This window comes from Methylomagnum ishizawai (assembly GCF_900155475.1).
GTDB lineage: Bacteria > Pseudomonadota > Gammaproteobacteria > Methylococcales > Methylococcaceae > Methylomagnum > Methylomagnum ishizawai_A.
The window spans coordinates 139,550-154,934 of record NZ_FXAM01000002.1 but is presented as its reverse complement, the minus strand read 5'-3'; the positions used below and the strand labels follow the sequence as shown (position 1 = coordinate 154,934).

13 protein-coding genes are annotated in these 15,385 nt (G+C 64.9%); 4 read left to right on the top strand and 9 right to left on the bottom strand.

The genetic code is table 11. The features are described 5' to 3' along the window. Window positions 1-259: 259 nt before the first annotated feature. Window positions 260-1,888: a SulP family inorganic anion transporter gene (locus tag B9N93_RS21415; protein ID WP_125469156.1), complete on the top strand. Its 1,629-nt coding sequence runs from the start codon at window positions 260-262 to the stop codon at window positions 1,886-1,888. 64 nt (window positions 1,889-1,952) lie between these two features. On the opposite strand, the gene B9N93_RS21410 is transcribed toward B9N93_RS21415, so the two are convergent. The 4 genes from B9N93_RS21410 to creB form a co-directional block, all read right to left on the bottom strand. Next, window positions 1,953-3,371, bottom strand: a complete 1,419-nt coding sequence (locus tag B9N93_RS21410) for an archaeosortase/exosortase family protein (protein WP_085216461.1) — start codon at window positions 3,369-3,371, stop codon at window positions 1,953-1,955. Then, a complete protein-coding gene (locus B9N93_RS21405) occupies window positions 3,364-5,370 on the bottom strand; it encodes a VIT domain-containing protein (RefSeq protein ID WP_085216460.1) in 2,007 nt (668 codons plus the stop codon). The genes B9N93_RS21410 and B9N93_RS21405 overlap by 8 nt, the downstream gene beginning before the upstream one ends. A gap of 142 nt (window positions 5,371-5,512) precedes the next feature. Further along, complete coding sequence (gene creC / locus B9N93_RS21400) at window positions 5,513-6,943, bottom strand: two-component system sensor histidine kinase CreC (protein ID WP_085216459.1); 1,431 nt, start codon at window positions 6,941-6,943, stop codon at window positions 5,513-5,515. Continuing rightward, window positions 6,940-7,626: a two-component system response regulator CreB gene (gene creB / locus B9N93_RS21395; protein ID WP_085216458.1), complete on the bottom strand. Its 687-nt coding sequence runs from the start codon at window positions 7,624-7,626 to the stop codon at window positions 6,940-6,942. Before creB ends, creC begins: the two co-directional genes overlap by 4 nt. Window positions 7,627-7,895: 269 nt before the next feature. Here creB and B9N93_RS21390 point away from each other — a divergent pair, with 269 nt between their 5' ends. Both B9N93_RS21390 and B9N93_RS21385 read left to right on the top strand, forming a co-directional pair. After that, complete coding sequence (locus tag B9N93_RS21390; protein ID WP_085216457.1) at window positions 7,896-8,276, top strand: hypothetical protein; 381 nt, start codon at window positions 7,896-7,898, stop codon at window positions 8,274-8,276. Between the two features lie 226 nt (window positions 8,277-8,502). After that, window positions 8,503-8,706 (top strand): hypothetical protein, encoded by a 204-nt coding sequence (locus tag B9N93_RS21385; protein ID WP_085216456.1) that lies wholly within the window; start codon window positions 8,503-8,505, stop codon window positions 8,704-8,706. A gap of 7 nt (window positions 8,707-8,713) precedes the next feature. Here the strand turns inward: B9N93_RS21385 and B9N93_RS21380 are convergent, their stop codons facing one another. Together B9N93_RS21380 and B9N93_RS21375 are read right to left on the bottom strand one after the other, a co-directional pair. Further along, window positions 8,714-9,226: a hypothetical protein gene (locus tag B9N93_RS21380; protein ID WP_085216455.1), complete on the bottom strand. Its 513-nt coding sequence runs from the start codon at window positions 9,224-9,226 to the stop codon at window positions 8,714-8,716. 103 nt (window positions 9,227-9,329) lie between these two features. Next, window positions 9,330-9,848, bottom strand: coding sequence for a copper resistance protein NlpE (locus B9N93_RS21375; RefSeq protein WP_254899500.1), 519 nt, complete (start codon window positions 9,846-9,848; stop codon window positions 9,330-9,332). A 177-nt stretch (window positions 9,849-10,025) separates the two neighbouring features. Between B9N93_RS21375 and B9N93_RS21370 the strand changes: the two genes are divergently transcribed. Then, entirely contained in the window at window positions 10,026-10,904 is an 879-nt protein-coding gene (locus tag B9N93_RS21370) for a transposase (RefSeq protein ID WP_085216453.1), read from the top strand. A 103-nt stretch (window positions 10,905-11,007) separates the two neighbouring features. Here B9N93_RS21370 and B9N93_RS21365 read toward each other — a convergent pair whose 3' ends face one another. The 3 genes from B9N93_RS21365 to B9N93_RS21355 are packed head-to-tail and all read right to left on the bottom strand — an operon-like array spanning window position 11,008 to window position 15,111. Next, window positions 11,008-13,167: a methyl-accepting chemotaxis protein gene (locus B9N93_RS21365; protein WP_085216452.1), complete on the bottom strand. Its 2,160-nt coding sequence runs from the start codon at window positions 13,165-13,167 to the stop codon at window positions 11,008-11,010. A 26-nt stretch (window positions 13,168-13,193) separates the two neighbouring features. Further along, window positions 13,194-14,627 (bottom strand): DcaP family trimeric outer membrane transporter, encoded by a 1,434-nt coding sequence (locus B9N93_RS21360; protein ID WP_085216451.1) that lies wholly within the window; start codon window positions 14,625-14,627, stop codon window positions 13,194-13,196. Further along, the gene (locus B9N93_RS21355; protein WP_085216450.1) at window positions 14,620-15,111 is read right to left on the bottom strand and encodes a cytochrome c; all 492 of its coding nucleotides are present in this window, start codon (window positions 15,109-15,111) and stop codon (window positions 14,620-14,622) included. Before B9N93_RS21355 ends, B9N93_RS21360 begins: the two co-directional genes overlap by 8 nt. Between the last annotated feature and the right edge of the window lie 274 nt (window positions 15,112-15,385).

The following is a 15,385-nucleotide window of genomic DNA, read 5'->3' as shown; positions in this document are numbered from 1 at the left end:
TCGCGCATCCCCGTGACCGCGCTCCTGCCTACATAAATTCGCGAACGGCCACTTCCCGGCCTTTACGGTCATGGCCTGGCTCCCGGAAGCCGCTGTTCGAGGATGGCCGCTTCCCCAGATCGTTGGCCAAATCCCGCCAGGGCTTGCCGGGCACGGCCCGCCTGCTTCGACCGAATTGATTGCCGACCGGCCCGCTACCGTGCTGGAATGGGCAAGGCCACCCGATCAACACAATGCTTCGATCCCACTTGGAGAAACAATGACAAACCCTTCAGCACGGAATCCCGGTCGGCCTATGGGCCTGGGCGGACTCAAGGCCCATTGGCGCCAGGATATCGCCGCCGGTTTCCTGGTTTTTCTCATCGCCTTGCCGCTCTGCCTGGGGGTGGCCGTGGCCTCCGGGTTCCCGCCCATGGCGGGCATCCTGTCCGCCATCATCGGCGGCTTGCTGGTATCCCGCATCAACGGTTCCCATGTCACCATCACCGGCCCCGCCGCCGGTTTGATCGTGGTGATCCTCGCGGCGGTGCAATCCCTGGGGCAAGGCGACGCCCTGGCCGGATACCGCCATACCCTGGCGGTCATCGTGGTGTCCGGCGTGCTGCAAGCGCTGTTGGGCTATTTCAAGGCGGGGCGCTGGGCGGCGGTCTTTCCCGCCTCGGTGGTACACGGCATGTTGGCGGCCATCGGCGTCATCATCATGGTCAAGCAGATTCCGGTGATGGTGGGTGTCAAGATCGCCGGGGGCGGGGTGTTATCCAATATCGCCCAGTTGCCCCACGCCTTGGCCTTCTTGGTGCCGCAAGCCGCCCTGGTCTCGTTGGTGGCCTGGGCGATTCTGATCGGCTGGCCCCTGCTGCGCAGCTCCCCGTTCAATAAAATCCCGGCCCCGCTCCTGGTCATCGTTTCTGGCATGGTCCTGGGCCGGATATTCGGTTTGGGCCACTTGGTGCCGGGGGGCGATTTCATCGCGCCCAAGGATGTGATCCTCGGCCCGGATTTCCTGGTGTCGATTCCCGCCAGCCTCTCCGCCAGCCTGTATTTTCCCGATTTCTCCAAGATTTCCACCCCCGCCTTTTGGGAAAGCGTGGTGGCCATCACCCTGGTGGGCAGCTTGGAAACCTTGCTCAGCGCGGCGGCGGTGGACAAGCTCGATCCCGAAAAACGCTCTTCCAACCTGAACCGGGATTTGCTGGCGGTGGGGGTCGGGAACACGCTGGCGGGCTGGATCGGCGGCTTGCCGATGATCGCCGAAATCGTCCGCAGTTCCGCCAATATCGATCACGGCGCCCGGACCGGCTGGTCCAATTTTTTCCACGGGGTGTTCCTGCTGCTGTTCGTGGTGGCCCTGCCCGGCTTGATCGACACTATCCCCCTGGCTTCCCTGGCCACGCTCTTGGTCTATACCGGGTTCCGGCTGGCCTCGCCCGCCGGTTTCGCCCGGACCCTCGATCTGGGCCGGGAGCAGCTGGCTTTGTTCGTGATTACCCTCGTGGGCGTGCTCGCCACCAATCTATTGGCGGGGGTCGTGATCGGCGTCGCCGCCAAACTGCTGTTTCATCTCGGGCGGGGTGTGCCACTGCGCAACCTGCTGGCGATTTCCTACCGGGTGGAACATCCCGCCCCCGGCACCTGTGTCATCCGGGTGGCGGGGTCGGCGATTTTTTCCAACTTCCTTTCCCTCAAGAGCGAGTTGGCGGACTTGCCACCTGGCAAGACCGTGGTTTTCGACCTGTCTGACGCCTACCTGATCGACCATACGGTGATGGAGTTCATCGACCGCTTCCGCGCCGACCGCCTGGCGCACGGTGGTTATTGCGAAATCCATGGACTGGACAGCCACGTGGCCTATGGCGAACACGCGCTGTCGGCCCGCATCAATCCGTAATGGGGGTGGGCATCGCCAGGGTCGATGGGACATCGGCCCATGGCGGCAAAGCCGGTGGTTCCCTTTATCCGTCGGTCAATCCCACCACGGTCCACGCCCACCACGGTCCCCGGTCGTGGTGCCATAAGGCGCTCCAATACCAAGCCGAAGTATCGGTCCAAGCCCCGCCCCGCCCGTCGTGGATGCGCTCGCAGACCTCCCGGCCCAGGCCATCCTTGCGGACGGTGAAGCAACTCCAGCGCTCGCCCCCAGCCTCGCGGATTTCCGGGCGGGTGACGCTGTAGCCCAAGCCCCGGAAGCAATCGGCGGCGGGATGCAGCATCCGGGTGGGTCGTTCCACGCGGCGGATCAGCACTTCCCGCCCGCCGTCGTTGAAGCGGGCGACGCTGCCGGGAAAATCCCGCAGCCAGCGGGTTTCGTCGGGGGACAACGGCAGGCGGGTCAATGCCCGTCCCTGCCAGCGGGTCGGCCATGCCAGGTCCGGCTGTTGGGCGCTGGGCAGGGTGGCGGTGTGGTCCAACCCGCCCCAGGCCGCGGCGGTCAGGAATAGCACGGCGGCGATGCCGGGGGCGAGTGCCGAATGGCCCGAGGGAAGCGTGCCGTTGCCCGGCAAAGCATCCACGCCCGCCCCGCCTTGGGTCCGATAAAACCCCACCAGCGCCACCGGCCCCAGCACCAGGGCGAACAGCGCCACGCCGATGGCGTCGTGGGTCCAGTCCGGCCAGGGCTCTGGACTGGTTTCCTTGATGAACAGGGCGGCGTTGCGCAGCAGGTTCCCGCCCAATACCAACAGCAGCGCTAACACCGAATTCAGCGCCAACCGTCCCGGCCCGGCTTGGGTCATGGCCGACGCCGCGCCCGCCATCACCCAGCCCACCCACAGCATATGAATGCCGCTGCACGGCGCATCGACCAGCACTAATTGCCCGCCCGCCCGCAAGCCCGCGCCTTCGGCCAGCACCGGCCAGCCCCCGGCGCGTAGTAGCAGCGCCGCGCCCTCGGCGGCGAACAGCCGTAGCGGATAACCCGCATAGAACTGCAAGGACGCCACCAGCGGCAAGGACAAAGCCAGCAAAGCCCACAGCGGTGCGGCGGTGGCGGGCCGGGGTAGATACGCCGCCAAATAGCATCCCAGCGCGGTCATGCCCAACAAGCCCCGCGCCAGCGGCGGCAGGTCCACGGCCAGCGCTTGCGCCAGCGTTAGCAGCGCCGCCGCCAACAAGGGCGCGGGGCTGGGTTCGGCGCGGAAGCTATGCCGCCGCCCGAACACTAGCCATAGCGCCAATCCCAAGGCCAGCGGCCCCAAAGGCTCGTCAGAACCATCCTGTAGCCGCGCCGCATACCAGCGCCACACCGGCCATAGCGCCAGGATTTGCAAGGCCAACAGCGTCCGGGAATGGCGCAGCAACTCCTTGAGCCGGGCCAGGAAATCCGCGATCCATTCGTCGGGGACACCATCGGGATGACAGAGGGGTTTAGCCATGACGCGCCGCCCTCCGCTTGGCCCAGCCCAACACCGCGCTGGCGGTGGCGAACAGCAGCCAGGTTTCCGGTTCCGGGCTGGTGGGCACGGTGCCGCCGACCGCCAAATCGCCGACCCCGGCGGGCATCGGCAAGGGCTGGGCGACGGTGGGCGTTGCTCCCGGATCGGCGTTGCGCACCACTGGGTCCACGGCAATGAAGGAGGTTTCCGAAGTCAGCAGGTTATAGGTGAGGCCCAGCGTGGCGATTTCGCGCTTGCGCTCGGAATCCGCACCCATCCGCTGATAATCCGAGAGGTCGGCCAATCGGCTCCGCGCCCATAGATAGCGCAGGGCGGCGTTGTCGGGTCGCGCTTCGATCCGGCCCAGGTCGAAGCTGCGCCGGAAAGGGCCGCTTCCGGCGGTGCCGGTCAGGGTGAGCGTGCCAGTGGCTTCGCCCTTCCATTTGCCGAACAGGATCACGGGTCGCCGGGCGAACACATCCGGCAGGGCGACGGGCTGGATGTCGTAGGCGTCGAAGCCGTCGAATTCATAGCCGACATGGGTCAGCACCGGCGCTTCGATATAGCGGCGGAAGCGCTCGGCCTCGGCGGCGGCGTGTTCCGGCCCGGTGATGACGAAGGGTTCGCCCAGGCCCGCCTTGGCCATGCCTTCGATCAGGAAGCGGTTGACCGAGGAGCCGATGCCGAAGGCGAACAGATTGGCCCGGTCGAGGTTTTGGCGGATCAGATCGAAGGTCTCGGTTTCCACCGACACATAGCCGTCGGTGACCACCACCAGGCTACGGGCGCGTTGTGCGTCGGCGGGCAACGCCAGGGCTTGCTTTAGCGCGGGCAACAATTCGGTGCCGCCGCCGCCTTGCTGGGTGTCGATCAGGTCCACGGCCCTTTGGAGATTGGCCGGATCGGCGGGCAGGGAATGTTCCGACAGCAGCAGGCTGTTGCCGGAAAACAGCAGCACGTTGAAGCTGTCGTCGGGTTTGAGCCGTCCGATCAGATCGCGCAGCAAGGTCTTGGCGGTATCCAGCGGAAAGCCGTGCATGGAGCCGGACACGTCCACCACGAAGATATATTCGCGGGCCGGAATCTGTTCCGGGCGGACGGCTTCCGGCGGTTCCAGCATGGCGAGGAAGAAATTTTCCTGCTCGCCCCGGTAGAGCAGCACGCCGCTTTCGATACCTTGCCCGGCCAGCCGGTAGTTCAGGATGAAATCGCGGTCGCCTGGGTTGCGGCCCGTGGCGGACAGCGCGACCACGGCCCGCCGCGCCCCCTCGAACTTCACTTCGACCGGATGGGAGGGCGAGTTGACATCCTGCAAAGGAATGCCGGAATTCAGCGCCAGCTTGAGGTTGAAGGCGCTGGTGGGTTCCTGCCCCGCGTGTAGATAGGGGTTGGCGATCCAGCGTTCCGAAGCGGGCGCGGTGGCTGCGGGTTGGTTGGAATAGCGCGGCCCCACCACGGTGGGATAGACGAACTGATAAGTACCTTCGGTCGGGACCAGCAGTTCCGTGTAGCGCAGTTCCACCCGGATATCATCGCCCGGCAGGATGTTGGCGACGTGCATCTGGAACACATTGGGGCGGTGCTGTTCCAGCAGGGCCGCGCTTTTGCCCTGCGCCTTGGCCTCGGTGTATTCGGCCTTGGCCCGGAGTTTTTCGCGCACCTGGGCCTCGATGACGCGCTCACCGACATGCAGGGTCAGGCCATGCACCGCCGCCCGCGTCGAGCCGGGAAAGACGTATTGCGCTTCGAGGGGCCGGGTGCCCTCGTTGCGGTAGGTTTGCCGCACCACCACCTCGGCGATGACCCCGGACACGGTGGCCTCGACCTCGGTGGATTTGAGCGGCAAGCGGTCCAGGTTGGGATCGTCGCTGTGGACGAAGAAATAAGGGGCCAAAGTGTGATCGGCGGCGGTTCCGGTTTCTTCGGCTTGGAGGCCGAAGGCCAGCGGTATCCAACAAGCCAAGAGCAGGCGGCCTAGCCAAAAGCGTGGGCGGTTCATGAGGGTTCTCCGCGACGGGGGAAAAGGCGGCGGGACCAAGCCCCGCCGATGTTATGCGCGGAATCAGCATCGGTCCCATGGGTGAGGCGCGTATGAACCCGGCGGGGAGATTTGTGAAGTGGCTGTGAAATGTGGGGGCAGGTTAACGGGCGCGGGGCAGCTTCAAAACCGCCAGCGCCCCGCCGTCGGGGTGGTTGCGCAATTCCACCGCGCCGTGGTGGAGGTCGGCGATTTCCCGGACGAAGCTGAGGCCCAGCCCCGTGCTTTTGCGGCCCGTGGCGGGACGGGGCAGCGAATAAAACCGCTCGAACACCCGCTTCTCCGCGAAATCCGGGACGCCCGGACCCTGGTCGCGGATGTGGATTTCGTAGTGCCGCTGGGAACCCTGGATGGAAACCTCCACGACGCCAGCCTCGGGCGAGAACTCCACGGCGTTTTGCAGCAGGTTGGCGAGCGCCCGCTGCAACAGGAAGCGGTCGCCATTCACCGGGCGGGCGTCCGGCAAATCATGGCGGAAACCCACACGGCGACCGGCGGCGATGGGAGCCAGCGAATCCAGGGTGTCGTGGATCAAGGGGGCCAATTCTATCCGGGCCAGTTCGGCTAGGCGGCGGCGCTTCTCCAAACCGGCCAGTTCCAACAGGCGTTCCACCAGGTTTTGGATGCGGGCGCTTTCCGCCTGGATGTTGGCGAGGAAGCGGGCGCGCCGCTCCGGCGGCGGGTCTTCCGCGAGGATTTCCGCCGCGCCGCGGATGGCGGATAACGGGCTTTTGAGTTCGTGGGTCAGCGCCTGCACATATTCCCCCACGTAGTCGCGGCCGGCCAAGGCGTCGCGCATTTCGTCGTAGGCCGCGCCGAGCATCCCCAGGGCGCTGCGGCCCAGCCGCGGCAGCCCGGTCCGTTCGCGGTTGCGGAACAGCCGCAGGTATTCCGTCACCAGCCCGAAAGGCCGCACCATCCAGATCGCCACCGCCATCCCCGACAACACCACCGCCAGCCCCGCGCTGGCACCGCCCGCCAGGATGTCGCGGCGGGCCGCCTCGATGAAGGGCAGGTAGCTGGAAGTCGGCTTGCCGACGCTGGCCACGCCGACGATGGCCCCGTTCCAGACCACCGGCGCGGCGACGTACATCACCGAGGACGCGGCGTCCTCCGGGACATCCCGGCTGGTCCTGGCACCGTATTGGCCTTGCAGGGTCAGCCGCACATCGCGCCAATGCTTGAAATCCTCGCCCTCGTGCAGCCCTTGCGAATCGTAGACCACGATGCCCGCCGCGTCGGTGAGATAGATGCGCAGGTTCACATCGCGCTTCACCGCCTCGAAGATTCGCGCCTCGAAACGCTGTAGCCGCAAACTGGGAATAGCCAGTCGCAAGCGGTCGGTTTGGATGCGGCCTTCCCGGATGTCGATGGCGGCCAGGGCGGCGACCAACTGGGCGGTGTCCACCAGCAGTTCCTCGGCGGATTCCCGGTAGCGGTGTTCCAAGTCCTCGATGATGCGCAGCACGGACCAGCCCAGCCCCAACAGGAACACCAACGCTAGGCCGAGGAATATCCGGCCCCTGGCGCTCACCAATGTTCCTTGAGGGCGTAGCCGCTGCCGCGGTGGGTTTCGATGGCTTCGATATCGGGGCGGATGGCCTTGAGCTTGGCGCGTAGGGTCTTGATGTGGGCGTCCACGGTGCGGTCGTAGCTGGCCTCGGGTTCGTCCCAGGCCCGGCCCAGCAACTCGTCGCGGGAATAGACCCGGCCCGGTCTTTGGACCAGCAGGCGCAACAGCCGGAATTCGTAGCGGGTCAAATTCAGCGCCAGGCCGAAATAGCGGATGCGCAATTTTTCCTCGTCCACCTCGAACGGCGGCGCGGCGGGGGTGGAAAGCGGGGGGGTGCCGTTCCGGGCGCGGCGCAGCACGGCGCGGATGCGGGCGGTCAATTCGCGGGGGCTGAACGGCTTGGAGATGTAGTCGTCGGCCCCCAATTCCAGCCCCACGATGCGGTCCACCTCGGCGGAGCGGGCGGTGAGGAAGATCACCGGGGCCGGGCAGCGGGCCGCGATCAGCCGGAACAATTCGAAGCCGTTGATATCGGGCAAGCCCACGTCCAGCACGATGAGGTCCGGGGCTGCGCGGTCGATTTCGGCCAGGGCCGCCGCCCCGGTCGCGCACCAGACGGGCAGGAAACCATCGGTGGAAACGGCGTAGACGAGGGTGTCGGCGATGGCGGTTTCGTCCTCGACGATCAGGATGCGACTGGGCATGGCGGTGGTTCGGGGGGTCCGGTGGTGGGGCGGGCTATTCGATGTAGTGTAGGCCAAGGGGTCGGATCGGGGGCGACAGCCGGGCGATCATCAATCCCTTCTGGTCCTCCAATACGGGTCCGGTCCGGCGGAAACCCGTCGCCGGTACCGGGAGGGACGGATTTTTGCCCGGTTCGGCCAGCCCGCCGCGCGGTGATTCTGGACGTGTCCATCTGGATGCCGCACAATCCCCCCGCCTTTTCACAACTACCGAGAGAGGAACACCCATAATGAGCGGATTACTGCACAGGCTTTTCAACGCCACCCCCCCGGCCCAGAAGAACCCGGTCCTCCCAGCGCCGGCCCCGGCCTTCCAGGCCACCTCCGGCCTGACCAAGGTCGAGGCCTATCTGGAGCGGTTGGCGGCGGAACCGGCCCCGGCCACCGGCGTGGCGAAATACCTGGTCAAGGTGGAACGGGACGATTTCAACCGCCGCAACCGGCCCCAGCCGCCGACCGGGGTGGACCGCTATCTGTCTTCCCAGCGGCAGGTGGCCCGCCCCGCTCCCCGCCAGGGTCCGACCGGCGTCCAACAATATCTGGACACGCTGGCCGCTTCGATCAAGAAACCGACCGGCGTCCAGCGATACCTGGACGCGCTGGCCGCCTGATTGCTTCGGGATGGGCCGGGGCCGGGATAAATCCCAGCCGTCCGCCGTCTATGGATCATGGCCCGTCCGGATGGGCGCGGCTCCGGGGTTTCCGTCCGGGGCCGCCGCGTCCGGGTCCGGTGCCCCCCACTTGGCCGCAAAGGCCGACCGCCCTGTTCCCCGGCAAGGGAACGTCATCGCGATGGACCGCGCCGGGCGCCCCGCCCGGAATCCCAGGAGAGGGAAGATGCCACAGAATACCACCCAGAATCCCCATGATTTCGCCACCGCCTTTCCCTGGCTCTGGAACCGGCTGCGGGAAAAAAGCACCTGGAGCGGCCTGAGCCTGGTGGTGATTTGCCTGCTGGTCCTGTTCGGCCTGCCCATCGTCAAGATGTTGGCCTGGCTGGGCTTGGCCTACGGCGTCTACACCATATCCACCGCCGGTTAGCGGGCCGCTATTCCAGGGCCGGATCGCTGAAGTCCAGGTCGCCGGCGCGGGTTTCCAAGGCCTCGGCGACCCAGCGGCGCACATCCGCCATGAAGGCGTTGCCGGGGGATTCGTCATACAGTTCCCAAATCCGGTTGCGGTGCGCCCGCCGCAATTGGTGGCGGCGCGATTCGATGGCCCGGTGCAGCCAGGGCGGCAGGTTGGCCCGGATCAAGGGGATGGAGAGCAAGGGCGCACCCTCGTATTCGTCGTCCTTGAGCAGGTAGACGGGGGCGGGTCCAAGTTCGCCCGCCAGATAGGCCATGGGGGTTCGGGTCAGGAAATATTTATCGGGCCAGGCGAAGGGCAGCCGGGGCGTGCTGGGATGCCAGAGGAATCCGATCCAATAGCTGAGTTGCCCGTCCATGGGCGCGTCTTGCCGACCGGGAGCCGGCGCGGTGACGCGGATCAAGGCTGCGCACCAACTGTGCGGGGTCCAGGATGCCACGGTGTTGAGGGGGAGGTCTGGATTGTGGGTCATGGGAGTTTTCCGGTGGATGGAGGGATGGGTTTCCTTGAAGTGTAGCGCCCCATCCGCCCATGGGCCCGGTGAACCGCGAATCCCGCCGGGCGGGATGGAAAGGTCAGTGGATATGCATCTCCCGGTTGCCCGCCTTGTCGCTCCTTTGCAGGAGATATTGATCCTGGTCGCCTGGCAGGGGTCCGCCGTCGGTGGCCAGATAGCGCAGGGTGGATTCGTTCTGGATGGCGAGCCGCCGCTGGGGGGCGTCCTTGTTGGGGGTCAGCACGACGATGCCCTTGCCCTCGTCCCATTCGTACTTCCCTTTTTCGAAGGATTCCCGGTTCAGTAGCTTGGCGGGTTGGGTGACCAGGAGATAATTATTCTTGGGATTCAGGGATAGCGTCATTTTCAGGCCGTTGCAGTCTTCCTCCTGGCAGGGCAAATAGCCATAGAACACCCCCCGGAATTTGCCCGCCGTCGGCGCGGAACCAGCGTGGACCGAATGGTCCATGGCACCGGCACGGTTCATTTCGCGGGCTTTGAGCGCTTTTTCTTGGATTTGCATGTCGGATTCCGCCCTGGCAGGACCGGGCAGGTTCAATAATAGGCCGAGGATAATGAAGAATACCTTATTGCTCATGGTTGCCATTCATTTCGATGTGACTGCCCTATGGCATGTGGATGGGTTCGCCGGGAGGGAACCACCGGCGGGTCCGGCACGTTAGCCTTAAATGCGAATTACGAGCTAACCGAGGAGTGATGAGCCGATCTGGGGTAGTCTCGCCGGGGATGTCCCCGACCCATTGGTTCCCCAAACATGGATTGGCAAACCCGGCTTATCACCCTCTACCTGTCTGTCTGCGAGCACTTCGCGCAAGGCCTTTGGATTCACGCCCAGCGCTTTGCTCCCCACGCCGACCTGGGCTTCACCGACGAGGAGGTCGTCACGATCTACCTGGCGGGCATCCTGGATAAGAAGCGGGAAATCCAGACGATCCACGGCCACGCCCGCGACTACTGGGCGGATTGGTTCCCGCGCCTGCCTTGCTACGGTGCCTATGTGCGGCGCCTGAACCGCTTGGCGGAAGTGTTCCCCGCGCTGCTGGAACGGTTGTGCCCCGAAGGCCCGTCCCCGACCCGCGTCGGCCTCGTCGATTCCCAGCCGGTGATCCTGGCCCAGCAGAGCCGACGGTTCAAGGCCAAGGTCGCCCGGCAGGAGTTGGCGAACAGCGGCTACTGCCCCACCAAGAAGCTTTACTACCACGGGCTGAAAATCCATGTCGTCGGCGATTACCGGCCCGGCACCCTGCCGCTGCCGCGCTATATCGGGGTCACGCCCGCCGGGATGAACGACGCCCCGGCCCTGGAAACCATCGCGCCCGTGCTTGCCTACCGGGAGTTGTACTCCGACAAGGCCTACGAATATCTCACCCGGAACCCCAACCTTCCATTCACGGTCCTGACCCCGGTCAAGAAGGAAAAGGGTCAGGAGCGCCTGGACTCCGCCGACCGCCTCTATTCCACCGCCGTTTCCCGCGTCCGCCAGCCCGTCGAGTCGCTCTTCAACTGGATACAGGAAAAAACCAGCATCGAATGCGCCAGCAAGGTGCGCTCGTTCCGGGGATTGCTCGTCCACGTCTTCGCCCGCCTTGCCGCCGCCATGTTCCTGTTGAGTTCATGCCTTCAAAGCGCGTAATTCGCATTTAAGCTCCGGGCCGGATTATGCCGCCCACCGGCCCGCTCCGTCCATGGGGACATCCCCAACCTACGGCTGAGCGTACACCCAAACCGGAAATGCGCTAGAACCGGGTGAATTCCCCCTGGAACATGGTGTCGTCCACTTCCAGCCTGCGGGCGACCGGTCGGGCCTTGACCCGCCGGACCGGCTCCTTGTGGGGAGGCGGCGGCACCCGATCCTCGCCATCCGCCACCGTGAAGAAGCGCAAGGCCGTTTGCAACGCCATGGCCTGGCTGTGCATTTCCTCGGAAGTGGCGGAAAGCTCCTCCGAAGCCGAGGCGTTCTGCTGGGTGATCTTGCTGAACTGGTTCATGGCCTGGGCGATCTGCTGGGCACCGAGCGCCTGTTCCTCGGAACCGGCGGTGATGTCCTGGACCAGGGTGGCGGTCTTCTGGATCGAAGGCACGATCTGGTCGAGTAATTGGCCGGCCCGTTCCGCCAACTCCACGCTGGACTCGGCCAAGCAGCCGATTTCCTGGGCCGCGATCTGGGACCGCTCGGCCAGTTTCCTCACCTCCGCCGCCACCACCGCGAAGCCCTTGCCATGCTCGCCCGCCCGCGCGGCCTCGATGGCGGCGTTGAGCGCCAGGAGGTTGGTCTGGTAGGCGATATCGTCGATGATGCCGATCTTCCCGGCGATTTCCTTCATGGCCTGGACGGTGCGGCCCACCGCCTGGCCGCCCTGGGTGGCCTCGCTGGCGGTTTTCTCGGCGATGGCGTCGGTGATCTTGGCATTGTCCTTGTTCTGGTTGATGGACGCGGCCATCTGCTCCATCGAGGTCGAGGTTTCCTCCACGCTGGCCGCTTGCTCGGAAGAGGCCGTCGCCAACGACTGCGAGGTGGCGCTGACCTGTTCCGAAGCCGTGGCCATGGCGGTCGCCACCTTGTCCACATCGGCCAGGGTCGCCGACAGCTTGCGGAGGGTATCGTTGATGGCGTCCTGCAAGGTCTTGAACGTGCCTTGGTAATCGCCCTCGACCACGGCGGTCAGATCGCCATCGGCCACGCTGGCCATGCTGCGGCAGATGTTTTCCACCGGCCCGGCCACGGCCCTGAGGGTGCGGTTCATGCCCTCGACGATGCGCCGGTAGTCGCCCTGGTGGCGGGCGGGATCGACCTTGGTGTCGAGCCGGCCCTCGATGGCCGCCGTGGATAACAGGTTGGCGTCCTCGATCAAGGCTTTGATATTGGCCCGCACCTGTTCGATGGCCTCGTTGATGAACCGTTGCTTGCCGGGTAGGGCTTCGATCTGGGCGTCCATATCGCCTTCGCCGAAGCATTTGAAACAGGCGATGGCCTTCTTCTTCACCGCGATATGGCCGAACACCATGGCGTTGACCCCCTCGGCCATGGTCCGGTACGCGCCCTGGAAGTGGGCCTCTTCCAACCGGGCGTCGATCTCGCCCGCGTTATGCTCGGCGGACATCCGGTTCATGTCCTGGATGATCCGCTGGATGGTCTCGGACATGCGGCGCATGGCGGCCAGCAGGCTGGTGGTATCGCCGGGGCGCAGGACGATATCGGTGGATAGGTCGCCCTCGGCGATGCGGCTGGCGACGCCGGTCGCCAGCGCGGGTTCCCCGCCCAGCATCCGCAGGAGGTTGCGGGTGAGTCCGACGCCCACCAAGACCGCCAGCGCTATGGTCAGCGTCCCCATCGAAGATACCCCGTAAATCGCGGAGTCATAGGCTTCCTTGGCCTGTTCGCGGGCCTCGACGGCCTCCGCGACCTCGTGCTTGTCGAAGGCGGTCAGGGTGTCCAGCCATTGCCGGTGCGCGACCCGCGCCGATTTGAGCTGGGGCCAGAGCTGTTCCGGAGAACTGCGCAGGCCGGTCGTCAACAAGTCGTCGTTGAGGTCGCGCGAGGTCTTGCGCAGGCCCATCGCCTGGGTCAATAACTCCTTGCCGCGTTCGGTCACCACTTCCCGCTGTAGGTATTGCTCGTCCTGGTCGTACTGGGCGCGGAAGCCTTCGATCCGCTGCTTCATCTCCTGGTCGAAGGCCGGGTCGGGCGAAATCACCAGGTTGCGCAGGGCGACGGCCTCTTCCTGGGAGGCGGTCAACATCCGGTTGATGGCCTCGATCTTGGGCATCTTGTTCATGGTGATATGGTCTAGGCGGCCCTGTATTTGGTTCATCCTGGCCAGGCCGAACCCCAGGCTACCCGCCATGAGCAAGGCGATGATGGAAAACCCCCCGATGAATTGTTGGCTGACTTTCATGGCGTGATTACCTATGGTTCCGGGTTTCAAAAATCGAAGCGGGTCGAAAATTGCACACGGTTTAAATCTCCGTTCTGGCCGTCGATCAAGTTCCGCGTGGCGTAGATGTATTCCAGTCCTAGGGTGGTTTGCAGGGTGGGACTCCATAACAGGTTGACGTGGACCGACTGGGCTTGGCGGGTCATGGACCCGGCCACGAACACCGGCTGTTCCGATTGCTCGAAGCCATAGGCCGCATTGGTCCGCCAGGTTTGGTTCCACCAATGCTGGTAGGCCACCATGCCGCTGTAGGTGGTGACGAGGCGCAATTGCCCGGTGGCATCGACGGCGGCGTCCTCGAAGGTGTTGATCGAGGCGTAGCGGCCCAGCACGTCGCCGTAGTTCAACATGAAGCGGAGGTTGTCGAGATCGTAGGTCTGGACCTTCCCGGCCAGGCTGACCGCCCCGCCCCAGGCCTGCTGGACATGCCCGCCCGGCAGGCTGGCACTGCGGATTTGGCGGGCCATGGCCGACAGCGAGAAATTGCCCCAGGTCGGTACGAAATTGAGGCGGGCGATCATATCGGGATAGCGGTCGTCGTCGGGCTGGACGAAGCCGTAACCATCCGCCGCGGCCTGGTTCTGCGGGGCTTCCCACAGGCGGCTGCGCGGCGATTCGGCGGCGATCTGGAGATTCAAGGGCGTCCCGGCCAGGGTGAAGGGCTGGGTCCAACGCAACATGGGCTGGCGCAGATAGAAAATGCTGCCCACCGGCCCGCCCAAATCGAGGGTGTCGGGAATCACCTGGACATTCAGGAAGGTGGTCCAGGTCTGGCCGGCCAGGAAATGGCCCAGTGTGCCATAGGCATGGCGCAGCCGCGGCGTATAGGTATAGGTGTCGGCGGAGCCGTAGAAATCGACTTCCAGGAAGGTGTTGATATCGCCCCAGGCGCTCGGGGTGAAGGATTTCACCCACAGCCGGGTTTCCTTGGGATTGAACAGGAATTGGCTGTTCTTGTTGGCGCGGACCGAACCGCTGGGGATTTGCGAGGGCACCAGGAGTTGGTTGCCCAGCTTGTTGGAGCCGTCGCTGACGCTGTTGTAGATCGCGTCCAGCTTGATGAAGCCGCCGATGCCGATGGAGGTGTCGGTGCCGGGCACCTTGAACGTGCCCTTGGCGTCGCCCACCGTGACTGGGGGCTTGGGATTGTCCGGCTTGGGTGATGGCGTGGTTGGGGCCGTCGCGGCGACCGGCGCGCCCAGGGTGGGAACCGTGGCGGGCTTGGCCGGTGCTGGCTTGGCCTGGGCCAGTTGCTTCTCCAGATCGGCGATGCGGGCGTTGGATTGTTCAGCCTGCCGCTTCAGTTCGGACATCTGGGTCCGCAAGCCCTCGACCAAGGCCCGCAAGTCCTCCTCCGCCCGCGCCGGGACCGACCAGCCGCCCAGCGCCCAGGCCAGGACCAGGGCAAACACCTTAGCCATGGCGACCTCCCCGGCCCAACTGCCGGAACAAGCCATGGCAAGCCGTGCAGGTGGCGCTGATCTGGGATAACTGGCCGGACAGGTCTTCCAAGCGGTGGTCGACCGCGAACTGGCGCAATTGGTCGGCTTGGTGGCGCAGCTTGTCGGCCAGGGCATGGAAGGTGGCCTGTTCGCTCTCGTTCAAATTCAGCGCGGGCAAGCGGGCATAGAGACCGTCGATGCTCCGGCCCAGGTCGGCGGCGGTGCGGGCGATTTCGTCGGTTTCCTTCAGGGTTTCGCGGTCGCGCTCGGGTTCGGCGACGAAGCGCTCGAAGATCAAGCCGTTCATCCGGTTCATCAACTCGCGCAAACGGGCATCGCTGACGGCGTGCAAAGCCGGTTGGCCGGTATCGAACAAGCCGGAAGGATGGCGCGCAGGGGGCGGCTGGGTGCAAGCGGCCAGCGTTAGCAAGAGGGCCGCGACGAAGTGGGAAGCTCTGCACATGATGTGGTTTCCTTAATAATTTTTCGTATTTGTTTGAGAGAGAAAGACGCATCGGGTGGGAACATCGCTTAACAATAGCGCTGAGCCAAACGCGGAAATCGTCACACGGTGATAGCGACTTCCACAAAACCCGTGTTTTTAAAAATCACATGGGACGTGCTTATATCGAAAATATCGGATTAGCGCCTTCCGATAGGCATAGTTGAATTGTGGGATTTTGCAATGCGGGATGCGGGAGGCATGGCGGGCTTGTGTCCGCATCGCTTGACGGTGA

Coding starts and splice junctions, on each gene's coding strand:
- B9N93_RS21380 (WP_085216455.1), bottom strand. CDS start 9,226: ATGACCCACAATCCAGACCTCCCCCTCAACACCGTGGCATCCTGGACC.
- B9N93_RS21390 (WP_085216457.1), top strand. CDS start 7,896: ATGAGCGGATTACTGCACAGGCTTTTCAACGCCACCCCCCCGGCCCAG.
- B9N93_RS21375 (WP_254899500.1), bottom strand. CDS start 9,848: ATGAGCAATAAGGTATTCTTCATTATCCTCGGCCTATTATTGAACCTG.
- B9N93_RS21355 (WP_085216450.1), bottom strand. CDS start 15,111: ATGTGCAGAGCTTCCCACTTCGTCGCGGCCCTCTTGCTAACGCTGGCC.
- B9N93_RS21370 (WP_085216453.1), top strand. CDS start 10,026: ATGGATTGGCAAACCCGGCTTATCACCCTCTACCTGTCTGTCTGCGAG.
- B9N93_RS21405 (WP_085216460.1), bottom strand. CDS start 5,370: ATGAACCGCCCACGCTTTTGGCTAGGCCGCCTGCTCTTGGCTTGTTGG.
- creB (WP_085216458.1), bottom strand. CDS start 7,626: ATGCCCAGTCGCATCCTGATCGTCGAGGACGAAACCGCCATCGCCGAC.
- B9N93_RS21410 (WP_085216461.1), bottom strand. CDS start 3,371: ATGGCTAAACCCCTCTGTCATCCCGATGGTGTCCCCGACGAATGGATC.
- B9N93_RS21415 (WP_125469156.1), top strand. CDS start 260: ATGACAAACCCTTCAGCACGGAATCCCGGTCGGCCTATGGGCCTGGGC.
- B9N93_RS21365 (WP_085216452.1), bottom strand. CDS start 13,167: ATGAAAGTCAGCCAACAATTCATCGGGGGGTTTTCCATCATCGCCTTG.
- B9N93_RS21385 (WP_085216456.1), top strand. CDS start 8,503: ATGCCACAGAATACCACCCAGAATCCCCATGATTTCGCCACCGCCTTT.
- B9N93_RS21360 (WP_085216451.1), bottom strand. CDS start 14,627: ATGGCTAAGGTGTTTGCCCTGGTCCTGGCCTGGGCGCTGGGCGGCTGG.